The 19,467-nt window shown below is 62.6% G+C and carries 16 protein-coding genes and 1 pseudogene; 10 read left to right on the top strand and 7 right to left on the bottom strand.

Going from position 1 to position 19,467, the window contains the following annotated elements; genetic code table 11:
• The first annotated feature begins 66 nt into the window (after positions 1–66).
• Both CFU_RS14595 and CFU_RS14590 read left to right on the top strand, forming a co-directional pair.
• Positions 67–717, top strand: coding sequence for a glutathione S-transferase family protein (locus tag CFU_RS14595; RefSeq protein ID WP_041742107.1), 651 nt, complete (start codon positions 67–69; stop codon positions 715–717).
• A gap of 86 nt (positions 718–803) precedes the next feature.
• Positions 804–1,160 carry a DUF1304 domain-containing protein gene (locus CFU_RS14590; RefSeq protein ID WP_014006810.1) on the top strand — a complete coding sequence of 119 codons (357 nt, stop codon included), beginning with the start codon at positions 804–806 and terminating at the stop codon, positions 1,158–1,160.
• 162 nt (positions 1,161–1,322) lie between these two features.
• Here CFU_RS14590 and CFU_RS14585 read toward each other — a convergent pair whose 3' ends face one another.
• Positions 1,323–1,892, bottom strand: a complete 570-nt coding sequence (locus CFU_RS14585; protein WP_190275260.1) for an NADPH-dependent FMN reductase — start codon at positions 1,890–1,892, stop codon at positions 1,323–1,325.
• A 115-nt stretch (positions 1,893–2,007) separates the two neighbouring features.
• Between CFU_RS14585 and CFU_RS14580 the strand changes: the two genes are divergently transcribed.
• From CFU_RS14580 to CFU_RS14565, 4 genes are all read left to right on the top strand, one after another.
• Positions 2,008–3,006: an alpha/beta hydrolase family protein gene (locus CFU_RS14580; RefSeq protein ID WP_014006808.1), complete on the top strand. Its 999-nt coding sequence runs from the start codon at positions 2,008–2,010 to the stop codon at positions 3,004–3,006.
• 79 nt (positions 3,007–3,085) lie between these two features.
• Positions 3,086–3,388, top strand: coding sequence for a 4a-hydroxytetrahydrobiopterin dehydratase (locus tag CFU_RS14575; protein ID WP_041742106.1), 303 nt, complete (start codon positions 3,086–3,088; stop codon positions 3,386–3,388).
• Positions 3,389–3,471: 83 nt separating this feature from the next.
• Entirely contained in the window at positions 3,472–4,227 is a 756-nt protein-coding gene (locus CFU_RS14570; RefSeq protein ID WP_050808752.1) for an SDR family oxidoreductase, read from the top strand.
• A gap of 26 nt (positions 4,228–4,253) precedes the next feature.
• The gene (locus tag CFU_RS14565; RefSeq protein ID WP_014006805.1) at positions 4,254–5,135 is read left to right on the top strand and encodes a DUF1223 domain-containing protein; all 882 of its coding nucleotides are present in this window, start codon (positions 4,254–4,256) and stop codon (positions 5,133–5,135) included.
• A gap of 69 nt (positions 5,136–5,204) precedes the next feature.
• Here CFU_RS14565 and CFU_RS14560 read toward each other — a convergent pair.
• The 5 genes and pseudogenes from CFU_RS14560 to CFU_RS14540 form a co-directional block, all read right to left on the bottom strand.
• A pseudogene (locus tag CFU_RS14560) lies at positions 5,205–6,562 on the bottom strand (amidase).
• A 32-nt stretch (positions 6,563–6,594) separates the two neighbouring features.
• The gene (locus CFU_RS14555) at positions 6,595–7,281 is read right to left on the bottom strand and encodes a DUF2848 domain-containing protein (RefSeq protein ID WP_014006802.1); all 687 of its coding nucleotides are present in this window, start codon (positions 7,279–7,281) and stop codon (positions 6,595–6,597) included.
• Positions 7,282–7,348: 67 nt separating this feature from the next.
• The gene (locus CFU_RS14550) at positions 7,349–8,635 is read right to left on the bottom strand and encodes an MFS transporter (protein WP_014006801.1); all 1,287 of its coding nucleotides are present in this window, start codon (positions 8,633–8,635) and stop codon (positions 7,349–7,351) included.
• Between the two features lie 228 nt (positions 8,636–8,863).
• A complete protein-coding gene (locus tag CFU_RS14545) occupies positions 8,864–9,814 on the bottom strand; it encodes a LysR family transcriptional regulator (protein ID WP_041742105.1) in 951 nt (316 codons plus the stop codon).
• Positions 9,815–9,879: 65 nt separating this feature from the next.
• A complete protein-coding gene (locus tag CFU_RS14540) occupies positions 9,880–10,869 on the bottom strand; it encodes a flavin reductase (RefSeq protein ID WP_014006798.1) in 990 nt (329 codons plus the stop codon).
• 149 nt (positions 10,870–11,018) lie between these two features.
• Between CFU_RS14540 and CFU_RS14535 the strand changes: the two genes are divergently transcribed.
• The 4 genes from CFU_RS14535 (at position 11,019) to CFU_RS14520 (ending at position 17,724) form a co-directional block, all read left to right on the top strand.
• Positions 11,019–11,816, top strand: a complete 798-nt coding sequence (locus CFU_RS14535; RefSeq protein ID WP_014006797.1) for a TatD family hydrolase — start codon at positions 11,019–11,021, stop codon at positions 11,814–11,816.
• A 16-nt stretch (positions 11,817–11,832) separates the two neighbouring features.
• The gene (locus tag CFU_RS14530; protein WP_014006796.1) at positions 11,833–14,253 is read left to right on the top strand and encodes a DNA internalization-related competence protein ComEC/Rec2; all 2,421 of its coding nucleotides are present in this window, start codon (positions 11,833–11,835) and stop codon (positions 14,251–14,253) included.
• 133 nt (positions 14,254–14,386) lie between these two features.
• Positions 14,387–15,214, top strand: a complete 828-nt coding sequence (locus CFU_RS14525; protein WP_148264849.1) for an alpha/beta fold hydrolase — start codon at positions 14,387–14,389, stop codon at positions 15,212–15,214.
• 62 nt (positions 15,215–15,276) lie between these two features.
• Positions 15,277–17,724, top strand: a complete 2,448-nt coding sequence (locus CFU_RS14520; protein ID WP_014006794.1) for a penicillin-binding protein 1A — start codon at positions 15,277–15,279, stop codon at positions 17,722–17,724.
• 92 nt (positions 17,725–17,816) lie between these two features.
• Here the strand turns inward: CFU_RS14520 and CFU_RS14515 are convergent, their stop codons facing one another.
• Entirely contained in the window at positions 17,817–19,463 is a 1,647-nt protein-coding gene (locus tag CFU_RS14515) for an isovaleryl-CoA dehydrogenase (RefSeq protein WP_014006793.1), read from the bottom strand.
• Positions 19,464–19,467 lie beyond the last annotated feature (4 nt).

The following is a 19,467-nucleotide window of genomic DNA, read 5'->3' as shown; positions in this document are numbered from 1 at the left end:
ATGTGTCGGCCGCGCTTGGGATATATTACTGACCGAAGCGCCATAAAAATAAAACCAGGAGATGCCATGACACCGAACCGCCGCGTAACGTTTTTCCATTCGCCGAATACACGCTCGACCGGCGCCCGCATCCTGCTTGAGGAGCTGGGCGCCGACTACCAGCTGCACGCGCTCAACATGAAAGCGGGTGAGCAGCGCGGTCCTGCATACCTGGCGATCAATCCGATGGGCAAGGTGCCCGCGATCCGCCATGGCGAAGCGCTGATTACCGAACAGGTCGCGGTTTTCCTGTACCTGGCCGACCTGTACCAGGATGCCGGCCTGACGCCGGCGCTGGACGATCCGCTGCGCGGCCCGTACCTGCGCTGGATGGTCTACTACGGTTCCTGTTTCGAGCCGGCGGTGGTCGACCGGGCGCAAAAGCATCCGCCGGCGGCGCCGTCGACCTGCCCTTACGGCGATTTCGATACGATGCTGGCCACCTTGACCGGCCAGCTAGCCAAGGGACCGTATATCCTGGGCGAAAAATTCAGCGCCGCCGATGTCCTGTGGGGCACCGCGCTGACCTGGACCACGGCATTCCAGCTGGTGCCGATGTCGCCGCTGATCCAGGCGTATATCGACCGGGTCAACGCGCGCCCGGCCGCGCAGCGCGTCAAGGCGCTCGACGCTGAACTGGCGGCGCAGCATGCCAGCCAGGTTGCGGCCAAGGCCTGAAAAGCAGACTTTCACATCGCCTGCCGCCTACCTGTTTAAAAACAGGAGCAGCCGGCATCATCATTTAAAAAAAAACGGAGCCTGTCTTGAATACTGTCACCAACCTGCTGATTGCCCTGGTCGCCTTGCTGCATGTGTATTTCCTGGTGCTTGAAATGTTTTTGTGGGATAAGCCGTTGGGCCTCAAGACCTTCAGGCTGACGCCGGAGTTCGCGGCGGCGTCCAAGGCCCTGGCCGCCAACCAGGGTTTGTACAACGGCTTCCTGGCCGCCGGCCTGGCCTGGGGTTTGTGCCTGGGCACGCCGGGTTATGCGATCAAGATCTTTTTCCTGGCCTGCGTGGTCGTCGCCGGCATCTTCGGTGCGCTCACCGTGAGCCGCAAGATCTTGTACGTGCAGGCGGTACCGGCTATCGTCGCTTTGGGCTTGCTGACATTGGCCTAGTGTAGTGTTTCGCACATAATGACACTTAATAAACGGCATCTTTTCGCGCCATGCGTCGTTGCAAATCCTCGCGATAGCTTGCTATCGCTCCGGTTCGCGCCTAGCCTGACACGAAAATCTGCCATTTCTTAAGCGCCATTATGTGCGAAACACCACACTAGATTATTCAGGCTGCGAGCGTGCCGCCAGCACGGCGGCGCGCAACGCGAGCAGGGCGCCGCGCAGCGTTGCGGCAATCTCCGGGTGCAGGACGATCTGGTCTTCGCTGAGATGCGAACCAAGGATGGGGACGGTGACCGACGCCGGTTCGACAATCTGCGCCGACATCATCGTCACGATTTCCCTTAGAGACGCCTGGGCGTGTACCGCCCTCGGCGAGGCATTCAGCAAGGCCACCGGCTTCAGCACAAAAGCTTCGCAGCCCACCATCCAGTCGAGCGCGTTCTTCATGGCGCCGGTAATGCCGTGCGCGTACTCCGGACTGGCGATCAGCAGGGCGTCGGCAGCCACGATGCGGCTGCGCAGATCTGCCACCGCGGCCGGGTCGCTGGCTTCGATATCCGGATTGAACAGGGGCAAGTCGCCCAGGCCGCGGTACAGCGTCACGCTGGCGCCGTCCGGCGCCAGGCGCGCCATGGCCCGCAGCAGGGCCGAATTGTGGGAGGCAGCGCGCAGGCTGCCTGAGATGGCGAGGAATTTCACGGTGTCCGAAGAAGTTTCACGGACCCCCATTATGCCAAGCAAATCAGCAATCCTGGTCAGTTGCGTAATGCGGCCACGCCATACAATTGCCGCTATGCCGGATTGCAGCATCCGGTCCGGATCTTTCGTTTAACCTGGAGATGACATGCGTTTTCTGTCCGCGGTGATATTGACCCTGATTTGCAGCGTGTTCGCGGCGCCGGCCTTAGCCTCTGGCGGGCAGACGAATATCGGCTTCCTCAGCCTCACCACCAGCGGCGAGTATGCGGTGCCGGTGGCGGTCTGGTATCCGACCGCCGAACCGCAGGTCGAATGGCAGGCCGGCCCCTATACCATCCACGCCACGCGCGGCGCCGCCATCGCCGCCGGGCCGCATCCGCTGATCATCCTGTCGCACGGCAGCGGCGGCAGCGAATTCGGCCATAGCGACCTGGCGGAAGCCTTGGCCGGACATGGCTATATAGTGGCGGCGCCGCGCCATCTTGGCGACAGCTATGACCAGCCCGAGGGCAGGTTCAGCGACGTGCAGATTATCGGCCGTCCGTGGCAGGCAGCAGCGACGCTGGATGCGGTCCTGGCTGACCAGCGGATCGGCGCCGCGATCGACGCCAGGCGCATCGGCATGGCCGGCTTCTCCGCCGGCGCCTATACCACCATGGTGATGGCCGGCGCCAAACCGGACCCCGCTTTATACAGCGCTTATTGCGCGGCGCACGCCGACGACCATGAAGTGTGTCCAGACGGCGACCATGCGAAACTCCGGATTACCCGTCCCGGCTGGAGCGTGCCGACCGATAAGCGGGTGCGCGCCGCGGTGGCCATGGCGCCGTTCAGCGTCATGTTCGATGCCAAAAGCGTGAGCGACGTGACGATTCCGTTGCGCATCTATAAAGCCAGCGACGACCAGGTCTTGCGCAATCAATGGAACACCGACCATCTCCTGAGCCTGCTGCCGGCCAGCGTCGAGCATGGCGAGCTTGCCGGCGGTCACTACGTATTTATCGCGCCTTGCAGCGCTGTCATGAAGGCCAGGACGCCGTACCTGTGCGTAGACGCCCCGGGAGTGGACCGGGTTGCGGAGCACGCGCAATTAAATGCCGAAATTGTCGACTTTTTTAACCGAAAACTGCCGAAACCCGATTGAACAGCCCTGGGTCGCGCATCTTTTAAGCATTCGGCTGCTTCCGGTTATAGAATTGAAGTTTTCACGAACGGATACTTCAATGCCAAGCTCCACCCATATCGGCGCTGCAGCCGCAATCCAGGGCCTGAACGGCTGGGCCGCAGTCGATGGCCGCGATGCGATTCAAAAGACTTTCCTGTTCGCCGACTTCAACGCGGCTTTCGGCTTCATGACCCAGGCGGCTTTGCTGGCGGAAAAAATGGACCACCATCCGGAGTGGTCCAACGTCTATAACCGCGTAGCCGTATTGCTGACGACCCATGACGCCAACGGCGTTACCGATCTCGACGTGCGCCTGGCGCAATTCATGGACCGTCACGCCGGCGCTGCCGTCAAAAATTGAACAAGCACGCCAATAAGCAGCTCAACCAGCAGCTCGACCAGCAGCTCAACCAGCAGCGCCAGCCGGACCATGCAGCGCCCGCCGTGCTGATCACCGGCGCCGCCAAGCGCGTCGGGCGCGTGATCGCCGAGCGGTTCGCGCAAGCCGGTTATGCGGTGGCGGTGCACTACGGCAGTTCGCAGCAAGAAGCGCTGGATACGGTGCGAGCCATCGAAGCCGGCGGCGGCAGCGCGGTCGCCCTGCATGCCGACCTGCAAGCGGCGGAGCAGCTGACGGCAATGATAGAAGCGGTCTACGCCAGGTTCGGCCGGCTCGATGTGCTGGTCAACTGCGCCGCGATTTTTTTTCCGGATACGCTGGCCGATTTTGCCTTGCCGGATTTGGAGCGTTCATGGCAGGTGAACTGCCGCGCGCCGCTGCTGCTGACCCAGGCGTTTCACCGGCAAGCCAGGCAGCGCGCCCAGCAGGGCGTGGTGATCAATGTTGTCGACCAGAAGGTGCACGCCAATTTCCATCCCGAGGATTTCAGCTACACCGTGGCCAAAGCGGCCCTGGGCAACCTGACCGCGATGCTGGCGATGTCGGCGGCGCCGGTGCTGCGCGTCAATGCCCTGTATCCCGGCCTGATGACGACCAGCGGCGACCAGAGCCAGGCCGATTTCGAATATTCTTCGGCCCGCTCGACGCCGCTCGGATATATCGCGCCGGTTACAGAAATCGCCGACGCCATCCTGTTGCTGACCAGGCCGTCTTTCAACGGCGCCGAGTTTGTGGTGGATGCGGGGCAAAACCTGGTGCGGGTCGAGCGCGACGTGATCAATTTGTATCGGGCGCCATAGGAGAGCTGGCAAGGTCCAGGCTTGAATTGAAGCTGGTCTGTAAGGAACTGACGCGCAGCGCGACCAAGCTACAGATGAACAGCCAGGAGAGTCAGGTGCGGATCCTTATCAATGTTTCAAAACAGCTTGTGTTGACGATGCTTGGGGTCGGGCTTGCATCGGCTGCCCAGGCGCAGGACTACAGCGCGCAAAGTCCGGCCAATCGGGTGGCGCTGGTCGAGCTGTATTCGAGCGAAGGCTGCAACAGCTGCCCACCGGCCGACCAGTGGTTGTCCAGGCTGGGTGCGCAAGCCAGGACAAGCCAGGCCGGAGCGGAGCGCATCGTACCGCTGGCCCTGCATGTCGATTATTGGGACAGCCTGGGCTGGAAGGACAGGTTCGGCGACCATCGCTTCACCGTGCGGCAGCAGGAACTGGCGGCATTCACCAACAGCCGCGTGGTGTACACGCCGGAAATTTTCGTCGGCGGCCGCGAGCTGAGGCAATGGAGCGCCAACAAGGCGTTTGACGCCGCAGCCGCTAAAATCGCGGAGCAGCCGTCGCCGGCCGACATCGCCATCAAGCTGTCTGGCACGGCGCCGCGCAATTTCGATTTGTCGGCCAAGGTCAAGCTGCGCCAGCCTTCCAAAGATAGCCATGACGCTTACATCGCGCTCTACGAAAACCAGCTGGTATCCAAGGTGGCGGCCGGCGAGAACGGTGGCGTGACGCTGCACCACGACTATGTCGTGCGGCGCTGGCTGGGCCCGTTTGCGCTGAAGGATGGCATGGTCCAGATCAATGAAAAAATCGCGCTCGACAGCATAGGCATTGACGTTCGCGCCGACCGTTTTGGCATCGTCGCTTTTGTGCAGAATGCCAGCAGCGGGGAGGTATTGCAGGTGGCCAGGCTGGCGGTCGATCACTGACGCGAAATCATATGTAAATAAAAAAACCGGATCAATCAGATTGGTCCGGTTTTTTGTCTGCGGCCCGGATCAGGCAGCTGCCAGCGCAGCTTCCACTGCCAGCCCGATTTCCAGGATCTTGCGGTCATTGCCGCCGGCGCCGGCCAGCATCAGTCCGACCGGCGCAGTGCCGGCGGCATGGCAAGGCAAGGAGAGCGCGCAGCCGTCGAGAAAGTTGATCACCGACGGATTGCGCAAGATCAGGCCGTTGGCGGCGAAATACGCTTCATCGCTGGCTTCCAGTTCGGTAATCAGCGGCGCGACGACAGGCACGGTCGGCAGCAGCAGCGCATCGTAGCCCGCGATCCTGCGTTCGACCGCCGCGATCCACTGCTTGCGCGCCGCGAACAGGTCAATCAGGTCGGCTGCGCTGATTTCCTTGCCGCGCAAGATGCGTGAAATCACGCGCGGATCGTAGCAGCGGTGCGCTCTGCGATCAGCGCGCGATGCCAGGCATAGGCCTCGGCGCCGGTAAACCCGCCTTTGGCGTTGATTGCCCCCAGCGCCGCAAATTCGGGTACCTCGATTTCCTCGATCAGCGCTCCTGCCGCCTGCAGCCGCTGGCGGGCACCGGCAAATGCTGCTGCGACATGGTGGTCCATGCCGTCCAGCACCAGCGTGGTCGGCAACGCCAGGCGCAGGCCACACAGCGAATACGGCTGCAGCGGCACTACCGGTTCACCGGCCAGTATCGCATCGAGGGTGGCGCAACAGGCGACGCTGTTGGCGATTGGACCAATCGAATCCAGTTGCGTCGACAGCGGCAATACACCTTGCAACGAGACCCGGCGCGCAGTCGGCTTGAAACCGGTCAGTCCGCATAGCGCGGCCGGGATGCGCACCGAGCCGCCAGTGTCGGAACCGATGGCGGCGGCCGCCATGGCGTCGCTGACCGAAACCGCGGCGCCGGACGAGGAGCCGCCCGGTATGCGGCCGGTGCTTCTGTCCCAGGGATTGCGCGGGGTGCCGTAGTGCGGATTGATGCCGAGGCCCGAATAGGCGAATTCGGTCATGTTGGTGCGGCCGACGATGACCGCGCCGGCCGCCACCAGGCGCTGCACCGCCAGCGAGCTGACGCTGGCCGGCGCGGCGTCGCGCAGCGCCACCGAACCGGCCAGAGTGGTGCTGCCGGCGACGTCGAACAGGTCTTTGACTGAAATCGGCAAGCCATCTATCGGCGAACGCGCCTGGCCACTGGCGCGCAGCAGGTCGGAAGCTTGCGCCGCCGCCCGTGCCTGAGCGGCATACAGCTCAGTAAATACCCGGCCGCCTTCGCCGGACGGATCGAGCGCGCGTTGCAGCGCGGCTTCGGTGAGGGCGGCCGAGCTGACGGTATTCCGGCTTAGCGCCGTGGCCAGGGATTGCAGGGTAGGTGGCGTGGTAGTCATGCGGCCTCGTGAAATGGTGTGGAATCCGATATTCAAGCTATTTCAGGCAGAACCTCAACCTGGTAGCTATGACGCAAAATGCGTTGCCGGCGCGGATCGAACAGTTCCATTGTAAATGACTGCGCCGGACGGATGCCGCCGATCGCGGCGACGGTGCCGCAGGTCATGCCGCTGCCTGCCGGCAGCATGGCGGCGCCATTGGTATAGCCCGCGATCAGGTCCTGCGGCGTGCGCAGCGAGGCCAGCGGACCTTCCTGGTAGAGCACCGTCTCGCCGTTTTCCTCGATGTAGGAACGGATCACCAGTTCATCCCAATACTCGGCGACCTCGGCCAGGCGCCAGGCGCCGGTCGCGACCGGCTTGACGCATGCCTGTTTCGACAGCGCCACGCTGTGCGCTTCCAGCTTGCGGTCGGTATGGTCGGAAGCGATGCTGACATACAGCTCGCCGCCGGCGGCGAATACAAAGGTTTCCACTTCGCCCGATGAATCGGGGCCGACCACCTGCACCTGTCCGGCCTGGGTCAGCTGATTGCTGGCGATGCGGTAATACAGCGGCACGGCGCTGGGGCGCGAGATGCCGAGCGCCGCCAGTTCTTCGATATGGTGTTCGATGGCGGCATGGTCGCGCCCGGCCCAGCCGGCCACGATCAGGGTATGGATGTCGGCGTCGAGCCGAGACGAGCCTTGCTCGCTGTCGACCTGAAAGGAAATGTGCATGATGGTTCCGGTTTTAAAGAAGGCAGCCGGCGGAAACCGCCGGCGCCGGTGAATGGAGAGTTAGGGATTAGCGACCTTTTTTGATGAACAGCAAGACCAGGATCGTCGCGCAGAATTCCAGCGCGGCGACGAAGTACAAACCGGAAGCGACGCTGCCGGTCGTGGTTTTCAGGGAGCCGATCAGGTAAGGCGCGGCGAAACCGGCCAGGTTGCCGATCGAATTGATCAGTGCAATGCCGCCGGCGGCTGCGGTGCCGGTCAGGAATGCGGCAGGAATCGACCAGAACACCGGGAATGCAGCCAGGATCCCGATCGCGGCCAGGGTCAGTGCACAGAGCGCCAGCACTGCATTGCCGATGAAGAAACCGGTCAGTATCAGGCCGATGCTGGCTACCAGCGTCGCCAAGGCGCAATGCAGGCGCCGCTCGCCGCTGCGGTCCGAGTGGATGCCGTTCCAGATCATGGCGATGGTGCCCGCCAGGAAAGGCACTGCCGAAATCAGGCCGATCTGCAGGTTGCCGGCCACGCCGATTTCCTTGATGATGGACGGCGACCAGAAGGCGATCGTGGCGTTGCCGCTGACCACGCAAAAATACACCGCGGCGCAGATCCAGACCCGGTAATTGCGGCAGGCGTCGCGCAAGGAAGCATGTTTGTGGTCGTGGTTTTCCGCCGCCAGCGCCTTGCCTACAGCCTGCTGTTCAGGCAGGCTCAGCCATTTTGCATTGGCCGGTTTTTCCGGCAGGTACAGCAGCACCGCGATGCCGGCCAGCACCGACGGGATGCCTTCCAGCAGGAACAGCCATTGCCAGTTGGCGTAATGGCCGACGCCATCCATGCGGCTCATGATGAAACCGGCGATCGGCCCGCCCACCACGCCGGCGATCGCAAACGAGGTCATGAACAAGCCGTTGACGCGGGCCCGCTTGGCGGCCGGGAACCAGTAAGTCAGGTACAGCACCACGCCGGGGAAGAAGCCAGCTTCGAACACGCCCAGGAAAAAACGGATCAGATAGAAAGTGGCCGGTGTCTTGACATACACCATCGCCATCGAGGTCAACCCCCACAGGATAGTGATGCGGGCCAGGGTCTTGCGGGCGCCGATTTTTTCCAGCAGCAGGTTGCTGGGGACTTCGAACAAGAAATAGCCGATAAAAAAGATGCCGGCGCCGAGACCGTAGACCGCTTCGCTGAACTGCAAGTCTTGCAACATTTGCAGCTTGGCGAAACCGACGTTGACCCGGTCGATCCAGGCCAGCACGAACAGGAATACCAGGAAGGGGATCAGCCGCCAGGCGATTTTCTTGTAGGTCGCTTCCAGCGCGTCCGGCGCTATGTTGAGGTTATTGCTCATGTGATGTCACCCGGAAATGGATTTGCTCCGCCATGGCTGGCGAAGGATGGCGCGGCGCTTCTATGGCGTCCGTCACCGGCAGCCAGAACTGGCCGCCGGATGAATCGAGTATGCGTACCCGGCTGGCGGCTGTCCAACAAGAAATTGTCAGCGCGATTGATTGAAAAATCTTATGAGCAAAAGTGGGGCGTCTGGAAGGGCTGTGCGCGCAAATGGTGCCGGTTGCGGTCAGGCCGGCGGAAAGGGCAGTTCCAGCGGCTCAGCAGGCAAGCGGGCGATTTCCGGGCCCCAATTCAGTGCGAATTCGGAAGCGGTTTGCTGGGCGATGCTGGCGATAGTCTCGGTCAAGGCATTTTCCGGATCGTTGCGAAATGAGGCCATCAGCAGCAGGGCCGGGAAATCGGCATCCACGCGCAGCAGCTGCAGGCTGCCATCGTTGAGCTCGCGCTGGATGATCGCCGGCGGCACCACGGCGACGCCGAAACCGTCGCTGACCAGCCGTATCATGGTCGCCACCGAGGTGATGCAGTTGATATGCAGCGAACCGCGCTCGCTGTTGGAAAACAGTTGCTCGATGATGGTGTGCGGGCCGGAATTACGGGCGAAGCTGACCAGCGGGAAGGCCGCCAGGTCCGACAGGCTCAGGGTTTCGCTGCCGATTTCCAGCTTGCTGCTGCCGACCCAGCGCATCGGCAGTTCGCACAGCTTGAGATTGCGAATGTTCGGTGCGATCACCGGTTCCGCCTGCAGCACCAGGTCGAGGTCGCCCTTGCTGAACTGTTCGCGCAGATGGATGGTGGTGTCGCTGGCGATTTCGATTTCCAGCTGCGGAAACAGCTTATGGATGCGGCCGATCAGGTCCGGGAACCAGCTGTGCACGATCGATTCGATCACGCCTATCCGCAGTACGCCGGAATAGTTGTCGCGCGCCGACATGTCCTCTTTCATTTCGCGCATCAGCTTGACGATGCGTTCGGCATACACCAGCGCCTTGCTGCCGTCGGTGGTCAGCGCCACTTCGCGCGCGCCGCGGTCGAACAGGCGCACGCCGAAATCCTGCTCCAGCGTGGCGATGCGGCTCGATACCGCGGCCTGGGTGGTGTGCAGTTTTTCCGCCGTCAGCCGGAAGTTTTTCAACTTCGCCAGCCAGACGAAGGTTTCGAGGAAGCGGATGTTCATCGGTGCCGTCGGCAATCCATCAGTGAAATTCCAGTGTAACGCATTGCCGTTGTCATGCCAGCGGCTTATTCGCCCGGCAGCTTGCCGTCGTCGGTGAGCGTGATGAAACGCCGCAACAGCGTGCGCAAGGCGATGGTATCGACCGCGCCCAGGCTGCCCAGCAGGGCCAGTTCGGTTTTTTTGCCGGCATTGGCGATTTCCTGCGCCATGGCCTGGCCCATGGCGGTCAGGTAAAACAGTCCGCGCTCGGTGCGCTCGCCCTGGTCCACCACCACTTGCAGCAGGCCGCGCGCGGTCATGTCGTCCAGCACATTGATCAGCGGCGTATGGCCGGCATACACGAACAGGCGGTTCAGTTCCGCCAGGCTGCGGCCGTTGCGGGCGGCCAGCGTGTTGAGCACGAAGAATTCGGCGTCGTTCAAGCCTTGCAGAGCGCCGAATTCGCGCAGTTTCCCGTACAGATGGAAATAGGCGCTGCCGAGCAGGTAGCTCATCGAGTTTTCATCGAAGCTGTCGGAGGCGGCGGTGGCCTTGATCAGGGCTTCGGCTTCGTCGGCCAGTTCCTTGCGGGTGGCGACGGCGTAATTGCCGCGCTGGTACACCAGGGGCGCGATGTCGGAATGTTCGAAATGCATGACTTCGCCGACCATGATGATATGGTCGCCGCCATCGTAGCGGTAAGCTGTCTTGCATTGCATGCGGGTGGTGCAGCCGTCCAGCAGCGGCGCGCCGCCCATGCCGGTTTCCAGGTCGAGGCCGGCGAATTTGTCGTGCGCGCGTTTGCTGAAATGGGTGGCCAGCTGGTCCTGGTCGTGCGACAGGATATGCACCGCCCAGTATTCGGCGGCTTCGAAGGCTGCCAGGCTGTTCGAGGATTTGGACAAGCTCCACAACACCAGCGGCGGATCGAGCGAGACCGAATTGAAGCTGTTGGCGGTAACGCCGACCAGCTTGCCGTCGGCCTGGCAGGCGGTAATGATGGTGACGCCGGTGGTGAAGGTTCCCAGCGCATTGCGGAATTCACGCTGGTCGAACGGGGTGGACGGTATGGACATCTACATTGCTTTCTAACAAATACTTTTTGGCATCATGTTATCAGGCTCTGAGCCGGAACGATGGGATTGTTTATCCGCAAGCTTATACAAGGCAATGTTTGCCCATGCTAGGATGGCAATCTATCAATCCCTTTTGAAAAGACCCGCCGATGTGGATAGACACCCACTGCCATCTTGACGCCGCTGAATTCGGCGGCGAACAGGCGCAAGCCGCGGCAGCGGCGGCGCAGCAGGGTGTCGACTGGATCGTGATCCCTGCGGTCGAACGCGCCAATTTCGCCACGGTCGCAACGCTGGCCGAGCAACTGCCGAATTGCACTTATGCGCTCGGCATTCATCCGCTCTACGTGCCGCAGGCCGAAGAGGCCGATTTGCTGGCGCTGCGCACGACGATCGGCGCGGCAATGGCCGATCCGCGTTTTGTGGCGATAGGCGAAATCGGCCTCGATTTTTTTGTTCCCGGCATGGATAGCGGGCCCAACCGCGAAAAGCAGGAGCATTTCTACGTCGAACAGTTGAAGCTGGCGCGCGAATTCGACCTGCCGGTGCTGCTCCATGTGCGCCGCTCGCAAGACATCCTGCTCAAGCATTTGCGCCGGATCAAGGTGCAGGGCGGTATCGCCCATGCTTTCAACGGCAGTTTCCAGCAGGCCGAAGCTTTCATCGGGCTTGGTTTCCGGCTCGGTTTCGGCGGCGCCATGACGTTTAGCCGCGCTTTGCAGATCCGCCGGCTGGCGGTCCAGCTGCCGCTGGCGGCGCTGGTGCTGGAGACCGACGCGCCCGACATGTCGCCGGCCTGGCTGCATCCGGAAACCAACCAGCCTCAGCAGGTTCCCCGCATCGGCACCGTGCTGGCCGAGCTGCGCGGGATGGCGGTACCCGAACTGGCGCGGGCGACAGCCGACAACGCCCGCGCGGCTTTGCCGCGTTTGGCGGCGCTGGCTTAAGCAACACGCTGAGGGCATGCGCAGCGCCGTTATCGGTTTTGTCCTTGGCGTTGCCTTTTTGCAAACTCAGGCAGTATTGCCCGCAGTCTGGCTGCTGTGTGGCTTATTGGCCTTGGGACTAGTGCTGCTGGCGGTTGCCCACAAAATCCCTGACCCTTATTTCAGATCGGCTGCCTGCCTGCTGGCCGGCGCCTTGTTCGGTTTTGCCTGGGCCGGATTGTTCGCACAATATCATTTAAGGCATGAATTGCCGCCGGCGTGGGAGGGGCGCGATATCAGCGTGATCGGCACGGTCGACAGCTTGCCCTCATATTCGGAGAGCGGCGTCCGTTTTACTTTTGCCGTGGAAAAAGCGCTGGATCAGGATGGCCAACAGCCGCCCGTTCCCCGACGCCTGGCGCTGGGCTGGTACCAGGCGCAAAACGGCGAACAACCCCGGGTGCAGGCCGGCGCGCGCTGGCAGCTGACGGTGCGACTGAAGCGTCCGCATGGCAACGCCAATCCCCACGGTTTCGACTATGAAGCATGGCTGCTGGAACGCAATCTGCGCGCCACCGGCTACGTCCGTCCCGACCAGCATAACCGGCAGCTGCAGGCATTTGTGTTCAGTCCCGGCAACCTGGTTGAAGTGCTGCGCAGCCGCCTGCGTGATCGGATCTTGCAAGCCTTGCCCGAACATCGTTATGCCGGCGTGCTGGTGGCGCTCGCTGTGGGCGACCAGCGCGCCATAGAGCAATCCGACTGGGAAGTGTTCAACCGCACCGGCATCAGCCACCTGGTCGCCATTTCCGGCCTGCACATCACGATGATTGCCGGCATGTTCGCCGTCGTCACGGCGGCGCTGTGGCGCCGTTCCTTTTTCACCGGGGCGGCCTTGCCGCTGCTGCTGCCGGCGCAAAAAGCGGCGGCGCTGGGCGGCGCGCTGGCGGCCTTGTGCTATGTCGCGCTGGCCGGGTTCGGCATCCCCGCGCAGCGTACCTTGTACATGCTGCTGGTGGTGGCGTTGGCTTTGTGGAGCGGGCGCATCGCCAGCGTCACGCACGTGTTGTGCGCGGCGCTGGCGGCGGTCTTGCTGGCCGATCCCTGGGCGTTGCTGTGGCCGGGATTCTGGTTGTCTTTCTGCGCGGTCGGCGTGATCCTGTACACCAGCGCCGGCCGCAGCCTGGCCATTCCAGTCGAGAGCCGGTCGCTGCCGGCGCGCTGGCGGCAAGGCTTGAAGGCTGCCGGCGCTACTCAATATGCGGTGACCATCGGCTTGCTGCCGCTGACAGCCTTGCTGTTCGGCCGCGTCTCGCTGATCGGTCCGCTCGCCAACGCGCTGGCGATTCCGCTGATCGGCCTGGCGGTGACGCCGTTGACCTTGATCGCCGGCGTGCTGCCGGCGCCGCTGTCGACCTGGCTGTGGCGCGGCGCCCATGTCCTGGTGGAACAGCTGGCGCTTTTCCTGAACTGGCTGAGCCTGCTGCCGTTTGCGGTATGGCAGGCGCCGTTGCCGCAAGCGTGGACTTTTGCGCTGGCGCTGCTGGCCACCCTGTGGCTGCTGGCGCCGCGCGGATGGCCGCTGCGCTGGCTGGCGCTGACCGGCTGGCTGCCGTTGCTGCTGGATCACGGCTATCGTCCCGCTCCCGGCGAAATGTGGGTCACGGCGCTTGATGTCGGCCAGGGCATGGCGGTACTGGTGGAGACCGCCGAGCACCGTTTGCTGTACGACAGCGGACCCTATTATTCGCCGGCATCGGATGCAGGCAGCCGCATCATCGTTCCTTACCTGAGGGCGCGCGGCATCGCTGCGCTGGATGCGCTGATCGTGTCGCATGCCGACAATGATCATTCCGGCGGAGCCCTGTCGATCATGGACAGCATCGAGGTGGCCAAGGTATATTCCTCGCTGGCGCCGGACCACGCTATCGCCAGGGCCGCGGCCGTTCATGAGCGCTGCCATGACGGCCAGGCATGGCAGTGGGGTAGCGTGAAATTCGACATGCTGTATCCGGATCTTGAGCAGTATCCGGCATTGGCGACGCCGGCGGCCATTGCGAAACCCAAGGCAAATACGGTCAGCTGCACCCTCAAGATCAGCCACGGCCAGCATACAGTGTTGCTGCCGGGCGATATCGAGGCGGCGCAGGAAAAACAGCTGCTCGCCAGCCATGCCGGGCAACTGAAATCGACGGTGCTGCTGGCGCCGCATCATGGCAGCGGCACGTCGTCGACAGCCTCGTTCCTGGCCGCCGTCGATCCGCAAATCGTCCTGTTCCAGGTTGGCTACCGCAACCGTTTCCGTCATCCGAAACAGCAAATCCTGGAGCGTTACCAGGCATTGGGAAGCACAAATCTGCGCAGCGATACAGACGGTGCAATTTTGCTGAAATTCGGCGATACCGTCAGCGTCGATACGTACAGGAACCAGCATCGGCGCTACTGGTACGGCCGTTGAGCCGGCTAGTGCCGGCGGAAAAGCTACGCCGTTCTGAGTGCCAGTTCTAATATTCCCTTTGGAAGATCGCCACTTTCGGTTTTAAATGAGACCCCATCAAGACAGGTTTTCTGTTTTATTCATGAAACACGCTATGCATCCGATTTTGCACTTCATCCACGGCAACAGTTTTCCGGCGGGGACTTATCGCCAGTTCCTTGACTTCCTCGGCCACGACTACGACGTGCGTTCGCTCGATATCCACGCCCATAATCCCAAATACCCGGTCACCGACGGCTGGCCGGCGCTGGTGCAGGAACTGATCGACGAGCTGGCGGCGCGTTATGCCGAGCCGGTGATCCTGGTCGGCCACTCGATGGGCGGCGGCCTGGCGTTGCTGGCGGCGCAGCGGCGCCCGGATCTGGTCAGCTGCGTGGTGATGCTGGACACGCCGGTGGTGGTCGGCTGGCGCGCCAGCCTGCTGCGCGGCGCCAAGGCGCTGGGATTGGACAAGCGGGTCTCGCAAGCGCGGTTTTCGGTGAAGCGGCGCAACCTGTGGCCCAGCGCCGAGGCGGCCTACCAGCATTTCGCCGGCAAGCAGGTATTCGCCAACTGGGCGCCGGAAGTCTTGCGCGACTATATTACCTACGGGCTGGAAGAAGAGCAGGGCAATGTGGTCCTGCGTTTCCGGCGCGATATCGAAACCGCCGTCTACCGGACCCTGCCGCACGACATGGGCAATGTGTTGAAAGGCGGTTTTCCGGTGCCTATCGGTTTTGTCGGCGGCGTCGATTCGGTCGAATGCCGGCAGGCCGGGCTGGATGCCACCAAGCGCCTGGTCGGCAGATATTTCAGGCAAATTCCCGGCGGCCACCTGTTTCCGATGGAAACGCCGGAACTGGCGGCAGCCGCCACGCGTCAGATGATCCAAGCCTTGCTAGCACAGCGGGCTCCGGGCCCGTCGATTCGTAACAATTCGTAGCCATTCGAGGTCCGATCCCCGGCATGTTGTAGGATACAGGGCTATTTCCCTCGAATATTGCTATGTCATCAACAAAGAAAACCCAGCAAGACGCACACAAGCCCGGAAACAAGTCCCGCTCTGGCCAGGCCCGTAAGAACGGCAAGGGCAGCGTGGCACATGCACTGCTGCTCACCATTGGCGGGCTGGTCCTGGCCGGCGTGGTGATAGCCGGTTTGCTGGTGACATATGCGCTGGTGGTGATGACGCCGCAGCTGCCGGCGCTGGACGCTATCACCGACTACCGGCCCAAGGTGCCGCTGCGCATCTACACTGCCGACCACGTCCTGATCGGCGAGTTCGGCGAGGAGCGGCGCAGCCTGGTCAAGCTGGACGACATCCCGGCCGACATGAAGAATGCGGTGCTGGCGATTGAAGATGCGCGTTTCTACCAGCATGGCGGCATCGACGTCATCGGCATTCTGCGCGCCGGCCTGGCCGACATCATGCACGGCGGTGCTTCGCAAGGCGCCAGCACCATCACCATGCAGGTGGCGCGCAACGTTTTCCTGTCCAGCGAAAAAACCTATTCCCGCAAGATCTATGAAATCCTGCTGGCCTACAAGATCGAGACCGCCCTGAGCAAGGACCAGATCCTGGAGGTCTACATGAACCAGATCTACCTGGGGCAGCGCTCGTTTGGTTTCGCCGCTGCCGCACGTACTTATTTCGGCAAGGACCTGAAGGACATCACGCTGGCGCAGGCGGCGATGCTGGCCGGCTTGCCGAAAGCGCCTTCGGCCTACAACCCGGTGGTCAATCCGAAGCGTGCCCGGGTGCGCCAGGAATACATCCTGAAACGCATGCGCGACCTCGAATTCATCACCCAGGAACAGTACGACCAGGCCATCGCGGAAGACATCCAGGTCAAGACCAAGGGCAATAACTACAGCGTGCATGCCGAATACGCCATCGAAATGGTGCGCCAGATGCTGTACGCGCAATTCAAGGAAGATACTTATACGCGCGGCTTGAGCGTGACGACCACCCTCAATGCCGCCGACCAGCAGGCAGCATATGACGCGGTACGCAAAGGCGTGATGGATTACGACCGCCGCCACGGCTACCGCGGACCGGAGGCGACCATCGAGTTGCCGGCCGGCGGCGACGAGCGCGACCAGGCCATCGAAGATGCCCTGCAAGACAAGCCCGACAATGACGACATCGTGCCGGCCGTCGTGTTGAGTGCAGATCCCAAGCAGGTGCAGGCAATGCTGCGCAACGATACCGCGGTCACCATCAGCGGCGAAGGCTTGCGCCTTGCCGCTTCGGCCCTGAGTGCGAAAGCCGGCAAGAACCTGAAGATCCAGAAGGGTTCCGTGATCCGCGTCATCAATACCGCCAAAGGCTGGCAGATCACCCAGCTGCCGCAGGTCGAAGCTACCATGGTGTCGCTGACGCCGCAGACCGGCGCCATCCGTTCCCTGGTCGGCGGTTTCGATTTCAACCAGAATAAATTCAACCACGTCACCCAGGCCTGGCGCCAGCCCGGTTCGACCTTCAAGCCGTTCATCTATTCGGCCGCGCTGGAAAAGGGTTTTGGCCCGGCTTCCATCATCAACGACGCCCCGGTGTCGTTCCCCGGCGCGCCTGGCCAGGGACCGTGGGAACCGAAGGACGACGACCAGCCTGACGGCCCGATGCCGTTGCGCACCGGCTTGCAGCGTTCGAAGAACCTGGTGTCGATCCGCCTGCTGGATGCGATCGGCGTCAAGTACGCCCAGGAATTCGTCACCAGCCATTTCGGCTTCGATCTCGACAAGACGCCGCCTTACCTGCCTTTGGCTTTAGGTGCAGGACAGGTGACGCCGCTGCAGCTGGTCGGCGCCTATGCGGTGCTGGCGAACGGCGGCTACCGCGTCAATCCCTACCTGATTTCGCAAGTGACCGATTCCCGCGGCGCCGTGCTGTCCAAGGTCGAGCCGCAGGTCGCCGGCCAGAACGCAACGCGGGTGCTGGATGCGCGCAACAGCTACATCATGACCAGCCTGCTGCAATCGGTAGCGCAGCGCGGCACCGGCGCCGGCACAAATATACTGCGCCGCACCGACCTGGCCGGCAAGACCGGCACCACCAACGATGCTTTCGACGGCTGGTTCGCCGGTTACCAGAACAGCCTGGTGGCGGTGGCCTGGATGGGCTACGACCAGCCGAAGAGCCTGGGCAGCCGCGAATTCGGCGCCCAGCTGGCGCTGCCGATCTGGACCGAGTACATGGGACGCGCCTTGCGTGGCGTGCCGGAATACCAGATGCCTATGCCGGCTGGCGTCACTACCATCAACAACGAGTTTTACTTCGACAATTTCACGCCGGGCAACGGCTTCATCGCTTCGCTTGGACTGGGCGCCAGCGCCAGCGGAGCGCCGGTGGAAATCGGTCCGGATGGGCTGCCTGTTCCAGCACCTGTGCCGCAAACCAATCCGCAGGAAGACGAGAAGCAGAATATCCTGAAGTTGTTCAGCGGTCATTGAGTCTATATAAAGATTCGCGTAAAAAAACCGGCGATGCTCGCTAAGAGTATCGCCGGTTTTTTTTGGGGAGCAGCAAGTCCCTGGACCATTGTCTACTGCAGCCAGGTCCGCTGCAAAATCTGCTGCTGCAGATGCGCCGCCGCCAAGGTTCCATAGACCCGTCCGCCCATCGCTTCGCTGCGGCTGGCGATGAAAGCGTCGGCAATGACTGAAGGCGCGTGCTGCAGCATCAAGGCGCCCTGGACCGTCAGCACCAGGCGCTGTACGAAGCGGCGCCCCAGCATCTCGCGCTGTTCAGCCGGCGTCGCCAGGTCTTTCTGCAGATCGTCCAGCATCGCGCGCAGGCCAGGATGGTCGCGCGCCGTTTCGGCCAGCTGCGCCAGCAGCAAGCCGAAACCGGCCGGCTCGCGTTCAATGGCGCGCAGCACGTCCAGGCACATGACGTTGCCCGAACCTTCCCAGATCGAATTGACCGGCGCTTCGCGGTAAAAGCGCGCCATCGGGCCGGTTTCGACGTAACCGTTGCCGCCCCAGATTTCCATGCATTCGCCGCTGAATTCCAGCGCCCGCTTGCAGACCCAGAACTTGGCGGCGGGCGTGACTATACGGCGCCAGGCGCGCTGCAGCGGATCGTCCGGATGTTCGAAAGCGCTGGCCAGCTGCAGCATCAGCAGCGTCGCCGCTTCGCTTTCCAAGGCGAGGTCGGACAAGACGTTTTGCATCAGCGGCTGTTCTGCCAGATGGCGGCCGAAAGCGCTGCGGTGGCGCGCATGATGCAGCGCCTGCACCAGCGCCTGGCGTATCAGGCCGGCGGAACCGATGACGCAATCGAGGCGGGTGTGGTTGGCCATTTCGATGATGGTCGGGATGCCGCGGCCTTCGTCGCCGACCATGATGCCGAAGGCTTCCCGGAATTCCACTTCGCTGCTGGAATTGGAGCGGTTGCCCAGCTTGTCTTTCAAGCGCTGTATCTGCACCTGGTTCTTGCTGCCGTCGGGCCGCCAGCGCGGCACGAAAAAGCAGCTCAGGCCCATCTCGGTACGCGCCAGCACCATGTGGGCGTCGCACATCGGCGCCGAAAAAAACCATTTGTGGCCGGTCAGCAGGTAACCCGCGCCGCGTCCGCCGCCGCCCTCCAGCGGGACGGCCGTGGTGGTATTGCTGCGGACGTCTGAGCCGCCTTGTTTTTCCGTCATGCCCATGCCGAGCAGGATCGAGTTCTTGTGCTCCAGCGCCAGGTCGCGGCTGTCATGCTCACATGACAACAATTTTGCCTGCAAGGCGGCAAACAAGGCCGGTTCCTGCTGCAGCACCGGGATCGAGGCGAAAGTCATGGTGGTGGGACAGAGCGATCCGGCTTCCAGCTGGGCGTGCAGGAAATACCCGGCGGCGCGCGCCACGTGGCTGCCGCTTTGCGGCTTGATCCAGGGTAGGGCGTGCAGGCCTTGGCGGCGCAGCATGCCTAGCAGCGCATGCCAGGCCGGATGGAATTCGACGGCGTCGATGCGGTTGCCGAGGCGGTCGAAAGTGTTCAGTTCGGGCTGGTGGCGGTTGGCCAGTTCGGCCAGCTGCCAGCTTTCCTTGCTGCCGAGTTCGGCGCCGTAGCGCGCCAGCTGCTCGGCGCGCCATTGTCCGTGCAGGCGCTGCACGCCTGCCTGCAGGATGGTGTCGTCCAGGTACAGGTTGTTGCCATACAGTTCAGGCACCTGGTTGGTGACTTCGTGGGTCTGCCCTTGCATGAGT

Origin of the sequence: Collimonas fungivorans Ter331, from assembly GCF_000221045.1 — a bacterium.
Lineage (GTDB): Bacteria > Pseudomonadota > Gammaproteobacteria > Burkholderiales > Burkholderiaceae_D > Collimonas > Collimonas fungivorans_A.
This window is presented reverse-complemented; position numbering and strand designations above follow the sequence as displayed.